Source organism: Pseudomonas sp. BAY1663 (assembly GCF_000582595.1).
Classification (GTDB): domain Bacteria; phylum Pseudomonadota; class Gammaproteobacteria; order Pseudomonadales; family Pseudomonadaceae; genus Stutzerimonas; species Stutzerimonas stutzeri_AF.
Map to the genome: position 1 here is coordinate 1 of NZ_AZSV01000078.1, position 20012 is coordinate 20012.

The following is a 20012-nucleotide window of genomic DNA, read 5'->3' on the forward strand; positions in this document are numbered from 1 at the left end:
TATGCAGGGGCAAGACTTTGGTTCCTTTTGGGGCGACTGCCAAAAGGAACTCGCCCAGCAGGGCGAAACCAAGCTTCCAAGCAACTCGCCAACCGCCATGAAAGCAAAACTTTCATTCAACACACCCAAACTTGCCAGTCCGGTGTCAAACAGCCTGTCCCCATGAAATGCGAAGAACCTAAAAAAAACCCGGTTTCCAGGGAAGCCGGGCCAAGACCATTAGGAGTATGAAATCGCAATCCTCGCGACCTCATCTGGCAGGCAGTGGGGGGATTGCCTAGCCAGTTACTCAAGTATTAGCCCGATCAGAGGGCTTTGCAGGCCGGATTTCCGTGCTTTTTAAACGCATTTGGAATACATCCGGCCGTGGCTGATTGCTTCAGTGGCCAGTGACGGCACGAAGCACGCCAAGGGTTTCATCGATTACCCGCACCTCGGTATAGAAATGCGGCGAGAAGCGGATACCGCCGCCGCGCAAGGCGCAGACCACCTGTTGCGCCTTGAGTCGCTCGAACAGCTCGGTGTTGTCCCAGCCGGCGAGGCGAAAGGTGAGAATGCCGGAGCGCCGCCCGTGCTCGGCCGGCGAAAGTATCTCGACGCCGTTCAGCCCGCCAAGCCCCTGGCGCAACCAGTCGATGCGCTCGGCCAGGGCCGCGGCGACCCGTTGCATGCCCACCTCCTCCAGCAGCGAAAGGCTGGCCTCCAGCGCCATGGCGCCCAGCAGGTTGGGGCTGCCGCACTCGAAGCGTCTGGCGCTACGTGCCGGCTCCCAGTCGATGCGGTCATAGTCGCCGGCGTGCTCCAGCATGTGCCAGCCATATTCGTGCAACTTCAACTGATCACGCAGATCGCTGCGGCAGTAGAAGACGCCGAGCCCTTCCGGGCCGAGCATCCATTTATGGCCATCGGCCATGGCGAAGGCGCAGCGGTTCTGCTGGACGTCGAAGGGCAGGGCGCCCAGTTGCTGGATCGCATCGATGCACAGGAGGACACCGCGTCGCTCGCAGCCTTCGCCCAGGCGGGCAAGGTCCAGGCGCATGCCGCTGGCGTATTGCACGGCGCTGATCGCCATCAGCCGCACCCGCGGGCCACACGCCGCCAGGAGATCGCCCTCGGGGTCGGCGCCCTTGAGGCCGACCTGGATGACCTCGACGCCGAGTGGTCGCAACGCCTCCCAGACGACTCGATTGGACGGAAACTCTTCGTCGCTGATGACGATCTGGTCGCCGCTTTTCCAGTCCAGGCCGAAGGCGACGAAGGACAGCGCTTCCGAGGTGTTCTTCACCAGCGCGACGTCGGCGCTGGTCGGCGCATTGAGCAGGCGGGCCAGCCGCTGGCGCAGGCTGCGCTCCACCGTCAGCCATTGCGGATAGTCGCGTGCGCCGATGCTGACGTTCTGCTCGGCGAAAGCGCTGACCGCTCTGGCCGCTCGGCGGGGCCAGGGCGCGACGGCAGCATGGTTCAGGTATCGCAAACCGACTATTTGGGGAAATTCGTCATTTATTTGAATCATGAGTGGATGTTCCGTGCATTTCATGACCGGTTGGGCATAATGTCTGCCTCGATTTTCACCCAAGCAGCCTCTTATGCAGAATGAACCTCGTAAGGTCCGCGAATTTCGTCGCCGCGAACAGGAAATCCTCGATACCGCGTTGCAGCTCTTTCTCGAACAGGGTGAAGACAGCGTCACCGTCGAGATGATTGCCGATGCGGTAGGCATCGGCAAAGGCACCATCTACAAGCACTTCAAGTCGAAGGCCGAGATCTATCTGCGGCTGATGCTCGATTACGAACGTGACTTGAACCAGTTGTTGCATTCTCCCGACGTGGATCGTGACAAGGAAGCCTTGTCGCGGGCCTATTTCGAGTTTCGCATGCGCGATCCGCAGCGCTACCGGTTGTTCGACCGCCTCGAGGAAAAAGTGGTCAAGGGCAACCAGGTGCCGGAGATGGTCGAGCAGCTGCACAAGATTCGCGCCTCCAACTTCGAGCACCTCACCCAGTTGATCAAGGGCCGTATCGCCGAGGGCAAGCTGGAAGATGTGCCACCGTACTTCCACTATTGCGCCGCCTGGGCCCTGGTGCACGGCGCGGTGGCGCTGTATCACTCGCCGTTCTGGAGCAATGTGCTGGAGGATCAGGAAGGCTTCTTCCAGTTCCTGATGGATATCGGCGTGCGCATGGGCAACAAGCGCAAGCGCGATTGAGGCGGGCGGGACCCCATGCGCTGCATCGTCGAACGCTACGGGATAGGTCCTGGATTTTGCTCGTGAATGGAATCGAACCTGGCGTGGATGCTGCATCGTGCGCTCGTTCGCCGGTTTTTCGTCACCGGTCTGGGAGATACACGATGCGTTTTCTGTTCGGGGCGCCTTGGTTGCTGGCGGTGCTGGTGCTGAGCGGTTGCATGAAGGTCAGTGACATGGCCGAAGGGACTCGCTATCACCTTCGCGATGCCGGCATTCTCGATTACAGCGACACCCGCCGCTCCAGCTCGTGGCGGCTGCAGCCGGACTCCTTCATCTATATTGCCCAGGGGCATTTCGTGCCGCCGGGCGAGGTCTATCCACGTCCGAACGTCGTGGCGGAGGAGGCTTTCAACGGCTTCGTCGAGTACTTCCCCATGGTCAGGCGTGCGCGCGAGCCGATGGGCCTGGAAGAGGCACTGGCCCAGGCGTCGGCCGTCGGGGCTCATTACCTGCTCTACACTCGATTTGCGGCCGCGGATGATCGTATTGGCAGCTTCGACGAGTTGAATGAGCAGCGCGCACTCGATCGGCTTGGCGTCGATACGGGGGTGATCCAGCTGATGCTGGTGGAAACGGGCACGCGCTACCTGGTCGATACTGCTCGTATCCGCAGTCGCGGCGGGCTTGTCGGCCTGTACGATGCCAGGCCCGAGGAGTTGCTGAGGCCGCCGCTGCAGGATTATGCGCGCCGGCTGCTGGGACTGTCGCGCTGAGCGGTGAGGCACTGGCGGATCGCGTGGGCGTTGCCGGATAGATCGAGGGCGAGCGAATGAGCGATGCAGGCAAGGCGGGGGATTTGTTGGCACAGATCCCCAGAGGCGAGAAGAAAGGGTTGCCGCCGGTGCACCTGTGGAACCCGCCGTTCTGCGGCGATCTGGACATGCGCATCGCGCGTGATGGTACCTGGTACTACCAGGGCACGCCGATCGGCCGGCCGGCCATGGTCCGCTTGTTTGCCTCGGTGCTGCGTCGCGATGGCGACGATTATTTTCTGGTTACCCCGGTGGAGAAGGTGGGCATCCAGGTCGAGGATGCGCCCTTCGTGGCGATACACCTGGAGGTGAGCGGGCAGGGCGAGGAGCAGTCGCTGCGCTTCGTCACCAACGTCGAGGACGAGGTGGCGGCCGGCGGCGAGCACCCGCTGCGTGTCGAGTTCGACCCGCAGACCCGGGAGCCGGCACCCTACGTGCATGTGCGCGCCAATCTCGAGGCGCTGATCCATCGCAATCTGTTCTATCAACTGGTGGAGCTGGCGGTGCCGCGCCGGATCGATGGCGAGGAATGGCTGGGCGTCTGGAGCTGTGGCGAGTTCTTCCCCATCGGCCAGGCCGAGTGACGGCCCGGTTTCGTTTGCACGCCAGATGAAAAAGGCTCCCGAAGGAGCCTTTTTTCGTTTTACATGTTGGGGTAGTTCGGCCCGCCGGTGCCTTCCGGCGCCACCCAGGTGATGTTCTGCGCCGGGTCCTTGATGTCGCAGGTCTTGCAGTGCACGCAGTTCTGCGCATTGATCTGGAAGCGCTTGCTGCCGTCGTCGTTGCTCACGACCTCGTAGACGCCGGCCGGGCAGTAGCGTTGCGCGGGCTCGTCGTACAGCGGCAGGTTCTTCTCGATCGGGATGCTCGGGTCGGTCAGCTTCAGGTGGACCGGCTGGTCCTCTTCATGGTTGGTGTTGGAGAGGAAGACCGAGCTGAGCTTGTCGAAGCTGAGCTTGCCGTCGGGTTTGGGATAGTCGATCTTCTTCGCTTCGGCGGCGGTCTTCAGGCAGGCATGATCCGGCTTGCTGTCGTGCAGCGTGAGGGGGATCTTGCCGCCGAAGATGTTCTGGTCGATGAAGTTGAACGCGCCACCCATGACCGCGCCCCACTTGTGGATCGCCGCGCCGAAGTTGCGGCTCTTGTACAGCTCGTCGTACAGCCAGCTGTTCTTGAAGCCTTCCTCGTAGGCCGTCAATTCGTCGCCACCCTCGCGTCCGGCGAACAGTGCATCGGCCACCGCCTCGGCCGCCAGCATGCCGGACTTCATGGCCGTGTGGCTGCCCTTGATCTTGGCGAAGTTCAGCGTGCCGGCGTCGCAGCCGATCAGCGCGCCGCCCTTGAAGACCATCTTCGGCAGCGAGTTCAGGCCGCCCTTGGAGATGGCACGCGCGCCGTAGGAAACACGCTTGCCGCCTTCGAGGTACTGGCGGATCACCGGATGGTGCTTGTAGCGCTGGAACTCGTCGAACGGCGACAGGTGCGGGTTGCTGTAGGACAGGTCGACGATCAGGCCCACCACGACCTGGTTGTTCTCCAGGTGATAGAGGAAGGAACCGCCGGTGTTCTCGTCGTCCAGCGGCCAGCCCGCGGTATGCACCACCAGGCCCTGCTCGTGCTTGGCCGGATCGATGTCCCAGAGCTCCTTGATGCCGATGCCGTAGTGCTGCGGATCGACATTGGCGTTGAGCTGGAAGCGGTTGATCAGTTGCTTGCCGATGTGCCCGCGACAGCCTTCGGCGAACAGGGTGTACTTGGCCCGCAGTTCCATGCCCGGGGTGTACATGCCTTCCTTCGGATTGCCTTCGCGATCGACGCCGAGATCACCGGTGACGATGCCGCGCACCACGCCATTGTCGTCGATCAGCGCTTCCTGGGCGGCGAAGCCGGGGTAGATCTCGACACCGAGGTTCTCCGCCTGCTGGGCCAGCCAGCGGCACAGGTTGCCGAGGGAAATGATGTAGTTGCCTTCGTTGTGCATGGTCTTGGGGACCAGGGCATTGGGCAGTTTGCTGGCGGTGTCGGCGCTCTTGAGCAGGTAGATGTCGTCACGCTTGACCGGGGCGTTCAGCGGGGCACCGAGTTCCTTCCAATCGGGGAAGAGTTCGTTCAGTGCGCGCGGCTCGAAGACGGCGCCGGAAAGGATGTGGGCGCCTACTTCGGAACCTTTTTCGACGACGCATACGCTGATTTCCTGGCCGGCATCGGCGGCTTTCTGCTTCAGGCGGCAGGCTGCGGATAGGCCTGCGGGGCCGGCGCCGACGATAACGACGTCGAATTCCATGTATTCGCGTTCCATAGGCTTTCTCCTACTCAGGGCTTGGTTGTTATATAAGATGGAGGGCTATGGTCGTTCCCTGACCGAGCCGGGCCGGCGCATTATATATAGACGCTCGAGTCGGTCCAATACAAACGTTTGTTTGAATTTTCCGGAAGCCTGCTAGAATCGCCCAGCTGCCACTTTTATGGCGGGTCATATGCGTTGTTGACCCCGTCTGCGGGGTGCAGTCAAGATACGGGCAGTTTGCGCTCGCCGAACAGGGCAGACGGTTGATCCAACCCAAAACCACGAGCAAGGCTCGGTTCGCCTCGGCGAAATTCTATTCACCGGAGAGTAACGAGGAATCCATGAAGGTTCTTGTAGCTGTCAAACGAGTGGTCGACTACAACGTCAAGGTTCGCGTCAAGGCGGACAACTCCGGCGTTGACCTCGCCAACGTCAAGATGTCGATGAACCCCTTCTGCGAAATCGCCGTGGAAGAAGCCGTGCGTCTGAAAGAGAAGGGCGTGGCGAGCGAAATCGTTGTCGTCTCCATCGGTCCGACCGCTGCCCAGGAGCAGTTGCGTACCGCGCTGGCGCTGGGCGCCGACCGCGCCGTGCTGGTCGAGTCCAGCGAGGAACTGAATTCCCTGGCCGTGGCCAAGCTGCTCAAGGCGGTGGTCGACAAGGAGCAGCCGCAGCTGGTGATCCTCGGCAAGCAGGCCATCGACAGCGACAACAACCAGACCGGACAGATGCTCGGCGCCTTGACCGGCTACGCCCAGGGCACCTTCGCCTCCAAGGTCGAAGTGGCCGGCGACAAGGTCAACGTCACCCGTGAGATCGACGGCGGCCTGCAGACCGTCGCGCTCAACCTGCCGGCGATCGTCACCACCGACCTGCGCCTGAACGAGCCGCGCTACGCGTCGCTGCCGAACATCATGAAGCCAAGAAGAAGCCGCTGGAAGTGCTGACGCCGGATGCGCTGGGCGTCGCCACCGCCTCCACCGTGAAGACCCTGAAAGTCGAAGCCCCGGCTGCGCGCAGCGCCGGCATCAAGGTCAAGTCCGTGGAAGAACTGGTCGAGAAACTGAAGAACGAGGCGAAGGTAATCTAAATGACTATCCTGGTTATCGCTGAACACAACAATGCCGTCCTCGCGGCCGCGACCCTGAATACCGTTGCCGCTGCTGCCCAGATCGGTGGTGACATCCACGTGCTGGTGGCCGGCAGCGGTTGCGGCGCCATCGGCGAAGCGGCTGCCAAGATCGAAGGCGTGGCCAAGGTGCTGGTCGCCGACGACGCGGCCTACGCCAACCAACTGCCCGAGAACGTCGCGCCGCTGATCGCGGGCCTGGCAGGTAACTACAGCCACGTGCTGGCCGCTGCCACCACCAATGGCAAGAACTTCCTGCCGCGCGTCGCCGCGCTGCTGGATGTCGACCAGATCTCCGAGATCATCTCGGTCGAAAGCCCGGATACCTTCAAGCGCCCGATCTACGCCGGCAACGCCATTGCCACCGTGCAGTCCAGCGCGCCGATCAAGGTCATCACCGTGCGTTCGACTGGTTTCGATGCGGTCAACGGCGAAGGTGGCTCGGCCAGCGTCGAGCAGATCGCCGGCACCGGCGATGCCGGCAAGTCGGCCTTCGTCGGCGAAGAGCTGGCCAAGTCCGATCGTCCCGAGCTGACCGCTGCCAAGATCGTCGTGTCCGGCGGCCGCGGCATGCAGAACGGCGAGAACTTCAAGCACCTGTACTCGCTGGCCGACAAGCTCGGCGCTGCCGTGGGTGCCTCGCGCGCCGCGGTCGACGCCGGCTTCGTGCCGAACGACATGCAGGTCGGCCAGACCGGCAAGATCGTCGCGCCGCAGCTGTACATCGCCGTCGGCATCTCCGGTGCCATCCAGCACCTGGCGGGCATGAAGGACTCCAAGGTGATCGTCGCGATCAACAAGGACGAGGAGGCGCCGATCTTCCAGGTGGCCGACTACGGCCTGGTGGGCGATCTGTTCGAGATCGTGCCGGAGCTGGAAAAGCTCGTCTGAGCCTGACTGGCCATCGAAGAAACCCGCTCATGCAGCGGGTTTTTTATTTCACCATGACTCCAGCCGTAGGTTGGGTTGAGGAGCGCAGCGACGAAGCCCAACAGGTTCGTGCCGATCCCCGTTGGGCTTCGCTGTGCTCAGCGCCAACCTACCGGCGTACGCCCGATTGCCCGAACATCGGGCTTTCGCACGCAAAATCCGGGGCAAACACTACCAACAAAATCCTGCAACACGTAACGGGGAAATAGCCTTTTTCCTGAGCGCTCGGCCGTCCTGCCAGTGATAAGATCGGCGTGCCCGAGTCCGGCACCTCATCGTTGCGCAATAAGGGGACCTCCATGCGTTTTGCCTTCCCGCTGAAATCGGCCTTGGTCGCCCTGCTGCTGGCGACGCCTATCCTGGCCACGGCCGCGGGAAAGTGCGATCGGCTGGTAGCCACCGGTGCGGCGGACAATCCGCCGTTTCTCTGGCGTGACCCGCAGAATCCCGCGCGGCTGATCGGTGCCAATGCCGATCTGCTCGGGCAGATCGCCGATGCGCTCGGCCTCAAGCTGGATCTGCTCTACACCGGTGATGCGGCCAAGCGCTCGACGAGGTGCGTAGCGGTCGCGTCGACGTGCTGGCCGATGCGACCCTGTCGCTGCGACGGCTCGAGGAGATGGATTTCATTCATCCGGGCATCGTGCAATTACAGACGGTGGCCTGGGTGCGCAATGAGCCGGGGTTCTTCTATTCCAGCCGCGAGGACCTGCGCGGCCGCGCCGGTAGCGTCGTTGCAACCAGCCGCTTCGGCAGCGAGTTCGACGCCTTCGCGAAGGCCAACCTGCAGTTGCGACAGGTCGCCGATGTCAACCAGGGTCTGCAGACGCTCATCGCCGGCGGCAGCGACTACCTGCTGCACGAGCGCTACAGCATGATCGCTGCGGCCGATACCCAGGGGACGCTGGGCCGGATCCAGCGTCTCGAGCCGCCGCTCATGAGCCGCGACATGCATCTGGCCATCTCCCATGATTCGGCCTGCAACGACCCGTGGCTGCGCGGACAACTGGCGCGGAAAATGACAGAATTGCGCGCCGCCGGCGTTCCGCAGCAACTGGTGGCGCACAATCTGACGGTCTGGAAAAACCAGCAGTCGGCACCGACAGGCACTCTGAAAAAGTAGGTTCAGCGTTTTGAAACGACTTCTCCCTGGCGTCCTGGCCGCCTTGTCGATGGTAGGCGGGTGCGCCAACGATCCTGCCCCCGTCGAGCAGCTGCGGCTGACCGAGCAGGCGCTGGTCCAGGCGCGTGCCATGGGGCCCGAAGCGCCTGCCGAGTTGCTGCAGGCCGAGGACAAGCTGCGCGCAGCGCAAGCGGCCATGGCCGTCGAAGACCATCGTGAAGCCCGCATGCTGGCCGAGCAGGCGGAGCTGGATGCGCGCCTGGCCGAGGTGCGATTGCTGAACGACAGGCGTCAGGCGCAGATCGACGATCTCACGCGGCGTATCGAGCGGCTGCGTCAGCAGTTGGGAGAAGCGCGGTGAGAAGTCGATTCGCGGTAGCCATGATTGCACTGGCATTGGCTGGCTGTTCCACGCAGGAGACCGAGCGGCAGCTCAGTGCGGCCGCGGCCACGCTGCACAGCGTCCAGCTGGACGCTGCGGCCCAGCGTAGTGCGCCCAAGGATCTGCAGCGCGCGGCGGAAACCCTGCAGCGTGCCGAGCGTTTCGCGGACTACTGGGGCGGCGCGACCGACGCCCGGCATTACGCCTACCTGAGCCAGCGCTACAGCGAGATCGCCCGGCAGCAGGGCATGCTGTTGCAGCATCAGGAGCAGGTCGTGCGTCTGGAAATGGAGCGCGACCGCCTGCGGAGCATGTTGCAGGACGCCCGGTTGATGACGGCCGAACAGCAGGGCCGTTGGCTGGAGGACCAGATGATGAGCCTGGCAGCCAGCGAAACCGACCGCGGGCTGGTGATGACCCTGGGCGATGTGCTGTTCCGGGCCGGCAGCGCCGAGCTGGGCAATACGGCCAACCGTACGCTGCTCAAACTGGCGCATTTCCTTCAGCTCAACCCGCAACGCAAGGTGCGCATCGAGGGCTATAGCGACAGCAGCGGCGATGCACAGGAAAACCTGATGCTCTCGCAGGCGCGTGCCCGGACGGTGGCCGACCTGCTGATGGATCTGGGCATCGAGCCGGCCCGCGTCGAGGCCCGCGGCTATGGCGATCGTTTTCCCATCGCGGAGAACGCTTCGGCGCACGGTCGCGCGCAGAACCGACGGGTCGAAATCCTGTTCTCCGATGCCGAAGGCGGTTTCGCGCCCGAGCGCTGAGCGGTCGTGGCCGCAGCGCTGCGGCCGACTGTTTCGCCCAGACATCGCGTAACTGTATTGGTCACATCTCCCGTTCATGCGCTACTGTTACGGTTCAGTTGGCGGGAGACCGGCGAAATGACCAATCTGTTGCTCTATCAGCGTATCGCTCAGCAGCTCGCCGAGGATATCCGGCGTGGCGTCTATCGCCCCGGCGAACGCGTGCCTTCGGTGCGCAAGATGAGCCGGCAGCTGAGCGTCAGCCATGCCACGGTCTTGCAGGCCTACGCCAACCTCGAAGACCAGGGGATGATCCGCGCGCGCCCTCAGTCCGGTTTCTACGTGCACCAGACGCCGGTGCTCACCGCGCCGACGCCGGATATCGCCCGGGTCGAGCGGCCGACCCTGGTCACCCGCAGCAGCATCATCAACCAGGTGCTCAGCGAGTCCCGCCGCGAGGGCCTGATCCCGCTGGGCGCGGCCGTGCCCCATGTGGACTACCTGCCGGTGCGCGCATTGCACCAGCAACTGGCCAAGGTCACCCGCTTCCACAGCCCACGAGCCTTCAGCTACATGTTCAGCCCCGGCTACGAGCCGCTGCGCCGCCAGGTGGCGATCCGCATGCGCGATGCCGGGGTGGTGGTCGATCCCGCCGAAATCGTCATCACCCACGGCTGCGTCGATGCGTTGCAGATGGCGTTGCGGGTGCTGACCAAGCCGGGCGATCTGATCGCCGCCGAGTCGCCGACCTACTATGGCCTGCTGCAACTGGCCGACCTGCTGGGGCTGAAGGTGATCGAGATCCCCAGCGACCCGGATACCGGCATGAGCCTGGAGGCGCTGCAGCTGGCCGCCAGCCAGTGGCCGATCAAGGCACTGGTGCTGACCGCGCGCCTGAGCAACCCGCTGGGTGTGAGCATGCCGGACCATCGGCAACGCCAGTTGCTGAGTCTGGCGGCCCGGTTCGACATCCGGATCGTCGAGGACGATATCTACGGCGAGCTGATGTTCGAGCCGGGGCTGTACAAGGCACTCAAGTCGAACGACCAGGAGGGGCGGGTGATCTACTGCTCCAGCTTCTCCAAGACGCTGTCGCCCGGCGTGCGGATCGGCTGGATCATCGCCGGGCGCCATCAGCCGGAGATCGAGCGGTTGCAGACGTTCAGCACGCACTCGGCCTGCAGCGTGACGCAGATGGGCGTGGCCGCCTATCTGGAAAACGGCGGCTACGACCGCCATCTGCGCTACATCCGCCAGGAATACCGGAAGAACCTCAGTGCCTTCCAGCTGGCGGTGCAGCGCTATTTCCCGGAAGGCACGCAGATGACCCGGCCCAAGGGCAACTTCATCCTCTGGGTCAGCCTGCCGGTGCGGGTCAACACCAAGGACCTGCAGGTGCGCGCGCTGGAGCAGGGCATCAGCATCGCGCCGGGGCTGATCTTCAGCAACACCGAGCAGTTCAACCACTGCATCCGGATCAACTGCGGGCTGCCGTGGAACCACGAGACGGAGCGGGCGTTGCGTACGCTCGGCCAGCTGGCTTCGGCGCTGTGCCGGGAGGCGCAGTAACCCGCGGGCCGGCCTGTGCCCAGCGGGTGTGCTAGCGGCTTCGTTCGTCCGTTTCGTCCTGCGCCAGCAAGGCCTGTAGCGCCTCTGCCGGCAGCGGCTGGCACATGTGGAAGCCCTGGACTTCGGTGCAGCCATCGTCGGTCAGCAGACGCAGCTGCTCTTCGGTCTCCACGCCTTCGGCGGTGACCTGCATCTGCAAGCCTCGGCCCAGTTCGATCAGTGCGCGCACGATCGAGTGATCCTCGATCGACTGTTCGATGCCGGCCACGAAGCTGTTGTCGATCTTGATCACGTCGAACGGGTAGTTGCGCAGGTTGGTCAGCGACGAATAGCCGGTGCCGAAATCGTCCATGGCCAAGCGCACGCCGAGCGCCTTGATGCGGTTGAGCAGCTCCAGCGTGCCGCGAGCCTCCTGCAGCAGCGCGCTCTCGGTGATTTCCAGTTCCAGCCGTTCGCCTGGCAGGCCGCTTTCCCGCAGTGCCCGGGTGATTTCCTCGAGCAGCTTGTCGTCGTGCAGCTGCAGTGGCGAGAGATTGACGGAAACCACCGTCTGCCCAGGCCATTGGGCTGCCTGCCGACAGGCCTGGTGCAGCACCCAGCGCCCCAGGGGAATGATCAGCCCGCTGTCCTCGGCCAACGGTATGAAGGCCTCGGGAAGCAGCATGCCACGCTCGGGGTGCGGCCAGCGTAGCAGCGCTTCGGCGCCGTTGATCCGCATGTCCTGGCTCAGGTAGCGGGGCTGGTAGTGGACTTCCAGTTTCTGCTCGGCGAGCGCGAGGCGCAGTTCTTCTTCGCGGCGCAGGCGTTCATGCAGGCGTTGGTCCATCTCGTGGCCGTATGCGCGCCAGGTGCCGCGGCCGGAATCCTTGGCCTGGTAGAGTGCGATGTCGGCACAGCGCAGCAGTTCGTTGGCATGGGTGGCGTCGGCTGGCGCCAGGGCGACACCGATGCTGGCGCCGATGCTTATCCGGTGCTCCTCGTAGATGAAGGGCGCGCTGATCGCCTCGATGACCCGGCTGCACAGCCTGTCGATGTCGGTGTCGTCGCTCATCCGGTGGACCACGATGACGAATTCGTCGCCGCCCAGCCGGGCGACCAGGTCTCCCTCGCGGGTGCACTGGCGCAGGCGGCTCGCCACGCCGATCAGCACCTCATCGCCGGCGGCATGCCCGAGGGTATCGTTCACCGGCTTGAAGCGGTCCAGGTCGATGTAGAGCAGCGTCAGCGTCGAGGCGCTTCTGAGCGCTTCCAGGTTTCGCTCGAGATACTCGTGCAGGCGGCTGCGGTTCGGCAGGCCGGTCAGTGCATCGTGTTGCGACAGATATTGCACGCGGGCCTGGGCCTTGGTTTCTTCGGTGATGTCGCTGGCCGTCCCGCGATAGCCGAGCAGTTTGCCATCGTGCTCGATGGCGCGTGCGGCCAGGCGGCAATAGCGCTCGCAGCCATCGGCGGCCCTGTAGCTGCAGCGCAGCGGCGCATCCTGCGGGGCTTGCAGCCAGTTCTGCAGGGCGGCGCTGTCGCTGATCAGCAGCTCGAGCAGCGGACGCCCCAGCCAGAGGCCCGGCTCGTGGCCGGTAATCTGCCGGAAGCGGCTCGACAGGAAGGTCAGCCGTGCCTGCTCGTCGCTTTCCCAGATCCAGTCGGAAGCCGCCTCGGCGACGTCGCGAAAACGTGCCTCGCTCGCCGCCAGCGCGCCCCGGCTGCTGGCCAGGCGCGCATAGCTGTCGTCCAGTAGTTGCAGCGTGCGCAAGGCCTGGCGAATCAGCAGCCAGGCGAGCAGGCCGAGGCCGAGTGCCACCGCCGCGAGGATCGGCAGCGTCACCCAGAGCAGCAGTTGCCCCGGCTGGGGAGCCGTCCAGGTGAAAGACAGGGGCGAACCGTCCTCCAGGGTATGCTGGATATGCGGGCCATCCCCGAGGCCGGCGGGATCGAGGCGCAGCTGGTCGATGGCATATTGCGTGCCGATTTCTTCCAGGCGTTCGGCATCGAGCAGATCGACGAACAGCAGGACGGATGCCGGGCCGTCGCCTGCTGCGATACCGGTGCCGCCGGGGGGCAGCTCCGCGGCCGCGACCAGGGCGGCTGATCGTCGACCCAGAGCAGGGCGGAGACGCCCGCGTCGTCAGCCACGGCGGCATGGGCGCGTGCCAGCAGCTCCGGCAAGCCATGTTGCAGATACTGCTGGCTCTCGACCGGTTGCAGCTTCCCGCGCAGCACCGAATACAGGGTCTCGCCCGCCGGATTCACCACCAGGACGGCTTCGTAGCCGAAATCCCTGTAGAGCGACGGACCCAGGTTGGCCTGGACATAGGCCCAGTCGACGTCGACCTGGCCGTTGAGGTGCACATAGGCATCGCCCCAGAACGCGTAATCGACGATGGAGCGGTTCATCCAGTCGTGCTGCGCCTGTAGCGCCTTTCCCGCCAGGAAGTGGCTCTGTTCCAGGGCGTCGTGGTCGATCCGTCTGGCGATATGCACCACTGCGACGGCAGCGGCGGCGAGAGCGACCACCAAGAGCGCAACCATGCCGGGAAGAATGCGGCGAGCGAAAATTGCCTGCGCCTTGGGGCGTGCCTGGTCGTCGCCAGAAGAGGGGGTTTGCATGAGGAGAGTCCTTGCCAGAACAGCAATGATCGCGGCAATGGAGGCATAGCGCTACTACCGGCCGGCGAAAAAATCGCTCTCCGTCGGTCGCCAGGTCTGGCAGTACTGCAAGATCGGTTCAGCGGTCCTGTGCGTCCTTGGCGTCGGCCTCGGCATTGCGTTCGGCGATGCGCTTCTTCTGCTCCTCGGTGAGCGGTATCTTGCGCGCGGTGGAGCGCAGCATCAGCAGGCTGCCGACGATGGACCCCAGGGCCACGACCAGAATGAGCCAGAAATACCAGGGCATGCTTTTCTCCAGGCGGTTGTGAAGGCTGGCCGCGCGGCGCGGCGACTGCCTCACTTTACGTGGGCGTGAGCGACAGGTCGAATGCCACGCCCTCTGAATTTGGACCGGCCCGGCAAGCTTTCGTCGTCGGGCGTTTTTTCTGCGACAATGCGCGCCGAATTTTGCCGAGGAGCTGTCATGACCTGCCAAACCCCGATCATCGTCGCGCTCGATTTTCCTTCCCGCGATGCCGCGCTGGCGCTGGCACAGCGGCTCGATCCCAGGTTGTGCCGGGTCAAGGTCGGCAAGGAGCTGTTCACCCGCTGCGGTCCGGCGATAGTGGAGGCTCTGCAGGCCATGGGCTTCGAGGTGTTCCTCGACCTCAAGTTTCACGACATTCCCAACACCACGGCGATGGCGGTGAAGGCGGCGGCCGAGCTCGGTGTCTGGATGGTCAACGTGCACTGCTCCGGCGGCCTGCGGATGATGGCGGCATGCCGCGAGACGCTGGACAAGGCCGCCGGGCCTTCGCCGCTGCTGATCGGCGTCACCGTGCTGACCAGCATGGAGCAGGCCGACCTCGCCGGTATCGGCCTGGACATCACGCCGCAGGAGCAGGTCCTGCGCCTGGCCGGGCTGGCTGCGCAGGCAGGGCTCGACGGACTGGTCTGCTCGGCGCAGGAGGCCGTTTCGCTGAAGGCGCAGTTCCCGCAACTGCAACTGGTGACGCCGGGCATCCGTCCGGCCGGCAGCGCCGAGGACGATCAGCGCCGCATTCTCACGCCGGCACAAGCCATGGCGGCCGGCTCCGATTACCTGGTGATCGGCCGGCCGATCAGTCAGGCCTCCGATCCGGCGCAGGCGCTGGCGGCGGTGGTCGCCGAACTCGCCTGAGTCGATCCCGGTTGCGCCATCGGCCCGCCTGCCGTGGCGCTCAGCTCACCTTGAGGACCAGCTTGCCGAAGTTGCCGCCGGTGAACAGCTTCATCAGCGTCTCGGGAAAGGTCTGCAGGCCCTCGAGGATGTCTTCCTTGCTCTTGAGCTGGCCGCTGGCGAGCCATTCGGCCATGTCGCGCATCGCTTCGGGATAGCGTGACACATAATCGGTGACCACCATGCCCTCCATGCGTGCGCGGTTGACCAGCAACGACAGGTAGTTGGACGGGCCTCTGACGGCTTCCTTGTTGTTGTACTGGCTGATGGCGCCGCAGATCACCACGCGCGCGCCGACGTTGATGCGCGGCAGCACGGTATCCAGGATGTCGCCGCCGACGTTGTCGAAGTAGACGTCGATGCCTTTCGGACACTCGCGCTTGAGGCCGGCCGCGAGGTCTTCGTTCTTGTAGTCGATGGCCCCGTCGAAGCCCAGCTTCTCGGTAAGGAAGCGGCACTTGTCGGCACCGCCGGCGATGCCGACCACCCGGCACCCCTTGATCCGGGCTATCTGCCCGGCAACGCTGCCCACGGCCCCCGCCGCGCCGGATATCACCACGGTTTCGCCGGCCTTGGGCTGGCCGACGGCGAGCAGGGCGAAATAGGCGGTCATGCCGGTCATGCCCAGGGCGGAGAGATAGCGCGGCAGCGGCGCCTGTTGCGGGTCGACCTTGTAGAAGCCTTTCGGCTCGCCGAGAAAATAGGCCTGCACGCCCAGCGCGCCGTTGACGTAGTCGCCCACGGCGAAACCCGGGTGTTGCGAGGCGATGACCTTGCCGACGCCCAGCGCACGCATCACTTCGCCGATGCCGACTGGCGGGATATAGGACTTGGCGTCGTTCATCCAGCCGCGCATGGCTGGATCGATTGACAGGTATTCGACCTGCACCAGGATCTGATTGGGGCCGGGTTCGCCCACCGGTGTCTCGACGAAGTCGAAGGTTTCCCGGGGCGGGGCGCCGACCGGGCGCTGCGCGAGCAGGAATTGCTGATTGAGCAGGGTCATGGAAGAAGCCTCGTCACTGGAGTGCTTTGGTTTAGCCCGTGCCAGCCGGTGCTGCAAGGTACGCCGCTCACTGGAATGCAAAGGCATCCAGCCCGGTGATATGACCGCTCCGGCAGTGAAAAGCCTGCGTGCGTAGCGGTATAAACCTGACCGGGAGGCCTTCTGTGGTCATTTCAAGAGCAGAAGACAAGATCGGATTCTTCGGGAACGACACTATGAACATGAAATTCTCCGGCCAGGTCGCCTTGGTTACCGGCGCCGCCGCCGGTATCGGTCGCGCCACTGCGCTGGCCTTTGCCGAGCAGGGACTCAAGGTCGTGCTGGCGGACGTCGATGAGAACGGCATCCAGGCGGGCGCCGCAGCCATCCGTGACGCGGGGGGCGAGGCGATTGCCGTGCGCTGCGACGTGACCCGCGACGAGCAGGTCAGGGCGCTGGTCGAGCAGACGCTGGCGCAGTACGGCCGGCTCGACTACGCCTTCAACAATGCCGGCATCGAGATCGAGCAGGGCCGGCTGGCCGAGGGCAGCGAGGCGGAGTTCGACGCGATCATGGGTGTCAACGTCAAGGGCGTCTGGTTGTGCATGAAGCACCAGTTGCCGGTGATGCTGGCCCAGGGTGGCGGCGCCATCGTCAACACCGCCTCGGTGGCAGGGCTCGGCGCGGCGCCGAAGATGAGCATCTATTCGGCCTCCAAGCATGCGGTGATCGGCCTGACCAAATCCGCGGCCATCGAATATGCCAAGAAGCGAATCCGGGTGAATGCGGTGTGCCCGGCGGTGATCGACACCGACATGTTCCGCCGCGCCTACGAGGCGGACCCGCGCAAGGCCGAGTTCGCCGCCGTGATGCATCCGGTCGGACGAGTGGGCACGGTGGAGGAGGTCGCTGCGGCGGTGCTCTATCTGTGCAGTGATGGCGCGGGGTTTACCACTGGCCATGCGTTGTCGGTGGATGGCGGGGCGACGGCTATCTAGGTTGTTGGTGTTCGGGGGAGTGCTTTGGGTTATTGATACAGGGGCTGGCTTCTTTCACTGTTGCCGAGCCTTGGGTTCGGATTTCGTGCAACAGCCGATATTCGAGCGATCGGGCGTTCGCGGGTAGGTTGGCGCTGAGCGCAGCGAAGCCCAACAGGGGGCGGCATGAACCTGTTGGGCTTCGTCGCTGCGCTCCTCAGGCTGCGCGCCCCGACCCAACCTACGCTACGCGCCCCGCTCAGGCCCGCCTGCTAAGGATCACCAGCGTAAGCGCCCCCGCGATCAACCCCCAGAGCGCCGCCCCGATGCCGAACAGCGTCAGCCCGGAAGCGGTGACCATGAAGGTGATCAGCGCCGCCTCGCGCTCGTGCGGCTGCTGCATCGCCTGGGTCAGGCCGGAACCGATCGAGCCGAGCAGCGCCAGCGCCGCGATGGACAGCACCAGCGCCGCCGGAAAGGCCGCGAACAGCGCCGCCAGGGTGGCGCCGAAAATGCCGGCGATGCCGTAGAACACACCGCACCAGACGGCCGCGGTATAGCGCTTGTGCGGATCGGGATGCGCTTCGGGGCCGGCGCAGATGGCCATGGTGATCGCCGCCAGGTGGATGCCGTGTGAGCCGAAGGGCGCCAGCAGCAGCGAGGCGATGCCGGTGGTGGAGATCAGTGGCGAGGCTGGCACCTGATAGCCTTCGGCGCGCAGCACGGCCAGCCCCGGCATGTTCTGCGACGCCATGGCGATGACGAACAGCGGGATGCCGATGCTGAAGATCGCCGCGAAGGACAACGCCGGGGTGGTCCAGACCGGCACCGCGACCTGCAGGCTGAAGCGCTGGAAATCCAGCAGGCCCGACAGTCCGGCGATCAGGCAGCCGACCAGCAGCGCGACGAGCACCGCATAGCGTGGTTGCAGGCGCTTGGCCAGCAGGTAGCTGAAGAACATGCCGAGCACCAGCACCGGCTGCACCTCTACGGCGCGGAAGATCTCGATGCCGATGTTGAACAGCACGCCGGCCAGCAGAGCGGCGGCCAGCGAGGCCGGCACCCGGCGCATCAGCCGGTCGAAGCTGCCGGTCAGGCCGCACAGGACAATCAGCGCCGAGGCGAAGATGAACGCGCCGATCGCCTCGTCATAAGGCACGCCGGGCAGGCTGGTGATCAGCAGGGCCGCGCCGGGCGTCGACCAGGCGACCACCACCGGCGTGCGATAGCGCAGCGACAGACCGATGCTGCAGATCGCCATGCCGATCGACAGCGCCCAGATCCAGGACGATATCTGCTGCCCGCTCAGGCCTGCCGCCTGGCCGGCCTGGAACATCAGCACCAGCGAGCTGGTATAGCCGGTGAGCATGGCGATGAAGCCGGCGACGACGGTCGAGGGCGAGCTGTCGCTCAGTGGGCGCAAGGCGGTACGGCCGATTGGATTCATGCTTTCCATTTCTTGTTGATCGACGCAGGGGTTCGGTTGAACGCGTTAGCCTATTGGCCCTGCCCGCGCAACGTCCCGGTACAGCCAGATGCGCAATGGGCGGAACAGTCCACAGGCTGGCGCGAAAGCCGATGCAGGTCATCGGGGCTGCGGGGCCGTTGCGATGGTTCTGGCACCCTTGTTGCTATCTAGTCATTGCTCGTCGCGATGCGTCAAAAAAACCGCGGCTGTTGGAGGATTAGATGAGTCAGGGTGTGCAATTCAATCGCTTGATGCTGGAAATGCGGGCCATGCAGACCGAGGCCATGGCGCGCGCCAAGCCGGAGGCGCCTGCGCAGGAAGTCGGTGCGCCGAGCTTCTCCGACATGCTGGGCCAGGCGGTGAACAAGGTGCACGAAACCCAGCAGGTCTCCAACCAGATGGCCTCTGCCTTCGAAATGGGGCAGGGCGGCGTCGACCTGACCGAAGTGATGATCGCCTCACAGAAGGCCAGCGTTTCCTTTCAGGCCATGACCCAGGTGCGCAACAAGCTGGTTCAGGCCTACCAAGACATCATGCAGATGCCGGTGTGAGGCGGATTGAATCATGGCTGAAGCGGTGAGCAACGTTCCGGTGCCGGCTGCGTCGGGAGATGCCAAGAAGCCCTTCCTGGGGTTGTCGTTCCTGGAAAATCTTTCGGAAATGTCGATGCTGCGGCAGATCGGCCTGTTGGTCGGGCTGGCGGCGAGCGTAGCGATCGGCTTCGCCGTGGTGCTCTGGTCGCAGCAGCCGGATTACCGCCCATTGCTCAGTAGCCTCGCCGGGATGGATGCCAACCAGGTGATGGAAACCCTCGCCGCGGCGGATATCGCCTACACCGTCGAACCCAACTCCGGCGCCCTGCTGGTCAAGGCCAACGACCTCGCCCGCGCCCGGCTGAAGCTCGCCGGCGCCGGCATCGCGCCGGCCGACAGCAACGTCGGCTTCGAGATCCTCGACAAGGACCAGGGCCTGGGCACCAGCCAGTTCATGGAGGCGACCCGTTATCGCCGCGGCCTCGAGGGTGAGCTGGGGCGCACCATTTCCAGCCTGAACAACGTCAAGGGCGCCCGCGTGCACCTGGCGATCCCGAAGAGCTCGGTGTTCGTCCGCGACGAGCGCAAGCCCAGCGCCTCGGTGCTGGTCGAACTCTATCCGGGCCGCGCGCTGGAGCCGAGCCAGGTGATGGCGATCATCAACCTGGTCGCCACCAGCGTGCCGGAACTGAACAAGTCGCAGATCACCGTGGTGGACCAGAAGGGCAACCTGCTGTCCGACCAGCAGGAGCTGTCCGAACTGACCATGGCCGGCAAGCAGTTCGACTACAGCCGTCGCATGGAAAGCCTCTACACCCAGCGCGTGCACAACATCCTGCAGCCGGTGCTGGGCAGCGGCCGCTACAAGGCCGAAGTCTCCGCCGACGTCGATTTCAGCGCGGTGGAATCCACCTCGGAAACCTTCAACCCCGACCAGCCGGCGCTGCGCAGCGAGCAGAGCATCAACGAACAGCGCCAGAGCAGCCTGCCGCCGCAAGGTGTGCCGGGGGCGCTGAGCAACCAGCCGCCGGGGCCGGCCAGCGCTCCCGAGCAGACCGGTGGCGCCGCTGCTGC

The 20012-nt window shown here is 64.6% G+C and carries 16 protein-coding genes and 3 pseudogenes; 13 read left to right on the forward strand and 6 right to left on the reverse strand.

Going from position 1 to position 20012, the window contains the following annotated elements:
* Nucleotides 1-379: 379 nt before the first annotated feature.
* Nucleotides 380-1513, reverse strand: coding sequence for an aminotransferase class V-fold PLP-dependent enzyme (locus BAY1663_RS18020; RefSeq protein WP_037043346.1), 1134 nt, complete (start codon nucleotides 1511-1513; stop codon nucleotides 380-382).
* Between the two features lie 73 nt (nucleotides 1514-1586).
* Between BAY1663_RS18020 and BAY1663_RS18025 the strand changes: the two genes are divergently transcribed.
* The 3 genes from BAY1663_RS18025 to BAY1663_RS18035 all read left to right on the forward strand — a co-directional run bounded on the left by BAY1663_RS18025 (nucleotide 1587) and on the right by BAY1663_RS18035 (nucleotide 3585).
* Nucleotides 1587-2207 carry a TetR/AcrR family transcriptional regulator gene (locus BAY1663_RS18025; protein WP_037043348.1) on the forward strand — a complete coding sequence of 207 codons (621 nt, stop codon included), beginning with the start codon at nucleotides 1587-1589 and terminating at the stop codon, nucleotides 2205-2207.
* A 143-nt stretch (nucleotides 2208-2350) separates the two neighbouring features.
* Nucleotides 2351-2962, forward strand: a complete 612-nt coding sequence (locus tag BAY1663_RS18030) for a DUF4823 domain-containing protein (RefSeq protein ID WP_037043350.1) — start codon at nucleotides 2351-2353, stop codon at nucleotides 2960-2962.
* Between the two features lie 56 nt (nucleotides 2963-3018).
* Complete coding sequence (locus BAY1663_RS18035; protein WP_037043352.1) at nucleotides 3019-3585, forward strand: DUF1285 domain-containing protein; 567 nt, start codon at nucleotides 3019-3021, stop codon at nucleotides 3583-3585.
* Between the two features lie 59 nt (nucleotides 3586-3644).
* Here BAY1663_RS18035 and BAY1663_RS18040 read toward each other — a convergent pair whose 3' ends face one another.
* Nucleotides 3645-5300, reverse strand: coding sequence for an electron transfer flavoprotein-ubiquinone oxidoreductase (locus BAY1663_RS18040; RefSeq protein WP_037043355.1), 1656 nt, complete (start codon nucleotides 5298-5300; stop codon nucleotides 3645-3647).
* Nucleotides 5301-5629: 329 nt separating this feature from the next.
* On the opposite strand from BAY1663_RS18040, the pseudogene BAY1663_RS18045 reads away from it, so the two are divergent.
* The 6 genes and pseudogenes from BAY1663_RS18045 to BAY1663_RS18070 all read left to right on the forward strand — a co-directional run bounded on the left by BAY1663_RS18045 (nucleotide 5630) and on the right by BAY1663_RS18070 (nucleotide 11173).
* A pseudogene (locus BAY1663_RS18045) lies at nucleotides 5630-6378 on the forward strand (electron transfer flavoprotein subunit beta/FixA family protein).
* Nucleotides 6379-7308, forward strand: a complete 930-nt coding sequence (locus BAY1663_RS18050; RefSeq protein ID WP_037043357.1) for an electron transfer flavoprotein subunit alpha/FixB family protein — start codon at nucleotides 6379-6381, stop codon at nucleotides 7306-7308.
* Nucleotides 7309-7646: 338 nt separating this feature from the next.
* Nucleotides 7647-8470: pseudogene (locus BAY1663_RS18055) on the forward strand (substrate-binding periplasmic protein).
* A 49-nt stretch (nucleotides 8471-8519) separates the two neighbouring features.
* Nucleotides 8520-8831 carry a DUF4398 domain-containing protein gene (locus BAY1663_RS18060; RefSeq protein WP_051497180.1) on the forward strand — a complete coding sequence of 104 codons (312 nt, stop codon included), beginning with the start codon at nucleotides 8520-8522 and terminating at the stop codon, nucleotides 8829-8831.
* A gap of 20 nt (nucleotides 8832-8851) precedes the next feature.
* Nucleotides 8852-9625, forward strand: a complete 774-nt coding sequence (locus BAY1663_RS18065) for an OmpA family protein (protein ID WP_037043368.1) — start codon at nucleotides 8852-8854, stop codon at nucleotides 9623-9625.
* 117 nt (nucleotides 9626-9742) lie between these two features.
* A complete protein-coding gene (locus BAY1663_RS18070; RefSeq protein ID WP_037043370.1) occupies nucleotides 9743-11173 on the forward strand; it encodes a PLP-dependent aminotransferase family protein in 1431 nt (476 codons plus the stop codon).
* A 31-nt stretch (nucleotides 11174-11204) separates the two neighbouring features.
* On the opposite strand, the pseudogene BAY1663_RS18075 reads toward BAY1663_RS18070, so the two are convergent.
* Both BAY1663_RS18075 and BAY1663_RS24090 read right to left on the reverse strand, forming a co-directional pair.
* Nucleotides 11205-13777, reverse strand: a pseudogene (locus tag BAY1663_RS18075) (EAL domain-containing protein).
* Between the two features lie 118 nt (nucleotides 13778-13895).
* Complete coding sequence (locus tag BAY1663_RS24090; RefSeq protein ID WP_102893552.1) at nucleotides 13896-14063, reverse strand: DUF2897 family protein; 168 nt, start codon at nucleotides 14061-14063, stop codon at nucleotides 13896-13898.
* A 177-nt stretch (nucleotides 14064-14240) separates the two neighbouring features.
* Here BAY1663_RS24090 and pyrF point away from each other — a divergent pair, with 177 nt between their 5' ends.
* Nucleotides 14241-14936 carry an orotidine-5'-phosphate decarboxylase gene (pyrF, locus tag BAY1663_RS18080; protein ID WP_037043372.1) on the forward strand — a complete coding sequence of 232 codons (696 nt, stop codon included), beginning with the start codon at nucleotides 14241-14243 and terminating at the stop codon, nucleotides 14934-14936.
* A gap of 40 nt (nucleotides 14937-14976) precedes the next feature.
* Here the strand turns inward: pyrF and BAY1663_RS18085 are convergent, their stop codons facing one another.
* Nucleotides 14977-15981 (reverse strand): NADP-dependent oxidoreductase, encoded by a 1005-nt coding sequence (locus BAY1663_RS18085; protein ID WP_037043375.1) that lies wholly within the window; start codon nucleotides 15979-15981, stop codon nucleotides 14977-14979.
* 215 nt (nucleotides 15982-16196) lie between these two features.
* Here BAY1663_RS18085 and BAY1663_RS18090 point away from each other — a divergent pair, with 215 nt between their 5' ends.
* Nucleotides 16197-16958: an SDR family oxidoreductase gene (locus BAY1663_RS18090; RefSeq protein ID WP_037043378.1), complete on the forward strand. Its 762-nt coding sequence runs from the start codon at nucleotides 16197-16199 to the stop codon at nucleotides 16956-16958.
* A 238-nt stretch (nucleotides 16959-17196) separates the two neighbouring features.
* On the opposite strand, the gene BAY1663_RS18095 is transcribed toward BAY1663_RS18090, so the two are convergent.
* Nucleotides 17197-18384, reverse strand: coding sequence for a benzoate/H(+) symporter BenE family transporter (locus BAY1663_RS18095; RefSeq protein ID WP_037043381.1), 1188 nt, complete (start codon nucleotides 18382-18384; stop codon nucleotides 17197-17199).
* Between the two features lie 242 nt (nucleotides 18385-18626).
* Here BAY1663_RS18095 and fliE point away from each other — a divergent pair, with 242 nt between their 5' ends.
* Nucleotides 18627-18956: a flagellar hook-basal body complex protein FliE gene (gene fliE / locus BAY1663_RS18100; RefSeq protein WP_037043383.1), complete on the forward strand. Its 330-nt coding sequence runs from the start codon at nucleotides 18627-18629 to the stop codon at nucleotides 18954-18956.
* 13 nt (nucleotides 18957-18969) lie between these two features.
* Nucleotides 18970-20012, forward strand: a 1043-nt coding sequence (gene fliF / locus BAY1663_RS18105; protein ID WP_037043384.1) for a flagellar basal-body MS-ring/collar protein FliF, incomplete at its 3' end; no start/stop codon positions are given.

What these genes read in the sequence shown, in the direction of transcription:
- BAY1663_RS18020 (WP_037043346.1), bottom strand. Translation starts at nt 1,513, where the DNA reads ATGATTCAAATAAATGACGAATTTCCCCAAATAGTCGGTTTGCGATAC.
- BAY1663_RS18025 (WP_037043348.1), top strand. Translation starts at nt 1,587, where the DNA reads ATGCAGAATGAACCTCGTAAGGTCCGCGAATTTCGTCGCCGCGAACAG.
- BAY1663_RS18030 (WP_037043350.1), top strand. Translation starts at nt 2,351, where the DNA reads ATGCGTTTTCTGTTCGGGGCGCCTTGGTTGCTGGCGGTGCTGGTGCTG.
- BAY1663_RS18035 (WP_037043352.1), top strand. Translation starts at nt 3,019, where the DNA reads ATGAGCGATGCAGGCAAGGCGGGGGATTTGTTGGCACAGATCCCCAGA.
- BAY1663_RS18040 (WP_037043355.1), bottom strand. Translation starts at nt 5,300, where the DNA reads ATGGAACGCGAATACATGGAATTCGACGTCGTTATCGTCGGCGCCGGC.
- BAY1663_RS18050 (WP_037043357.1), top strand. Translation starts at nt 6,379, where the DNA reads ATGACTATCCTGGTTATCGCTGAACACAACAATGCCGTCCTCGCGGCC.
- BAY1663_RS18060 (WP_051497180.1), top strand. Translation starts at nt 8,520, where the DNA reads ATGGTAGGCGGGTGCGCCAACGATCCTGCCCCCGTCGAGCAGCTGCGG.
- BAY1663_RS18065 (WP_037043368.1), top strand. Translation starts at nt 8,852, where the DNA reads ATGATTGCACTGGCATTGGCTGGCTGTTCCACGCAGGAGACCGAGCGG.
- BAY1663_RS18070 (WP_037043370.1), top strand. Translation starts at nt 9,743, where the DNA reads ATGACCAATCTGTTGCTCTATCAGCGTATCGCTCAGCAGCTCGCCGAG.
- BAY1663_RS24090 (WP_102893552.1), bottom strand. Translation starts at nt 14,063, where the DNA reads ATGCCCTGGTATTTCTGGCTCATTCTGGTCGTGGCCCTGGGGTCCATC.
- pyrF (WP_037043372.1), top strand. Translation starts at nt 14,241, where the DNA reads ATGACCTGCCAAACCCCGATCATCGTCGCGCTCGATTTTCCTTCCCGC.
- BAY1663_RS18085 (WP_037043375.1), bottom strand. Translation starts at nt 15,981, where the DNA reads ATGACCCTGCTCAATCAGCAATTCCTGCTCGCGCAGCGCCCGGTCGGC.
- BAY1663_RS18090 (WP_037043378.1), top strand. Translation starts at nt 16,197, where the DNA reads ATGAACATGAAATTCTCCGGCCAGGTCGCCTTGGTTACCGGCGCCGCC.
- BAY1663_RS18095 (WP_037043381.1), bottom strand. Translation starts at nt 18,384, where the DNA reads ATGAATCCAATCGGCCGTACCGCCTTGCGCCCACTGAGCGACAGCTCG.
- fliE (WP_037043383.1), top strand. Translation starts at nt 18,627, where the DNA reads ATGAGTCAGGGTGTGCAATTCAATCGCTTGATGCTGGAAATGCGGGCC.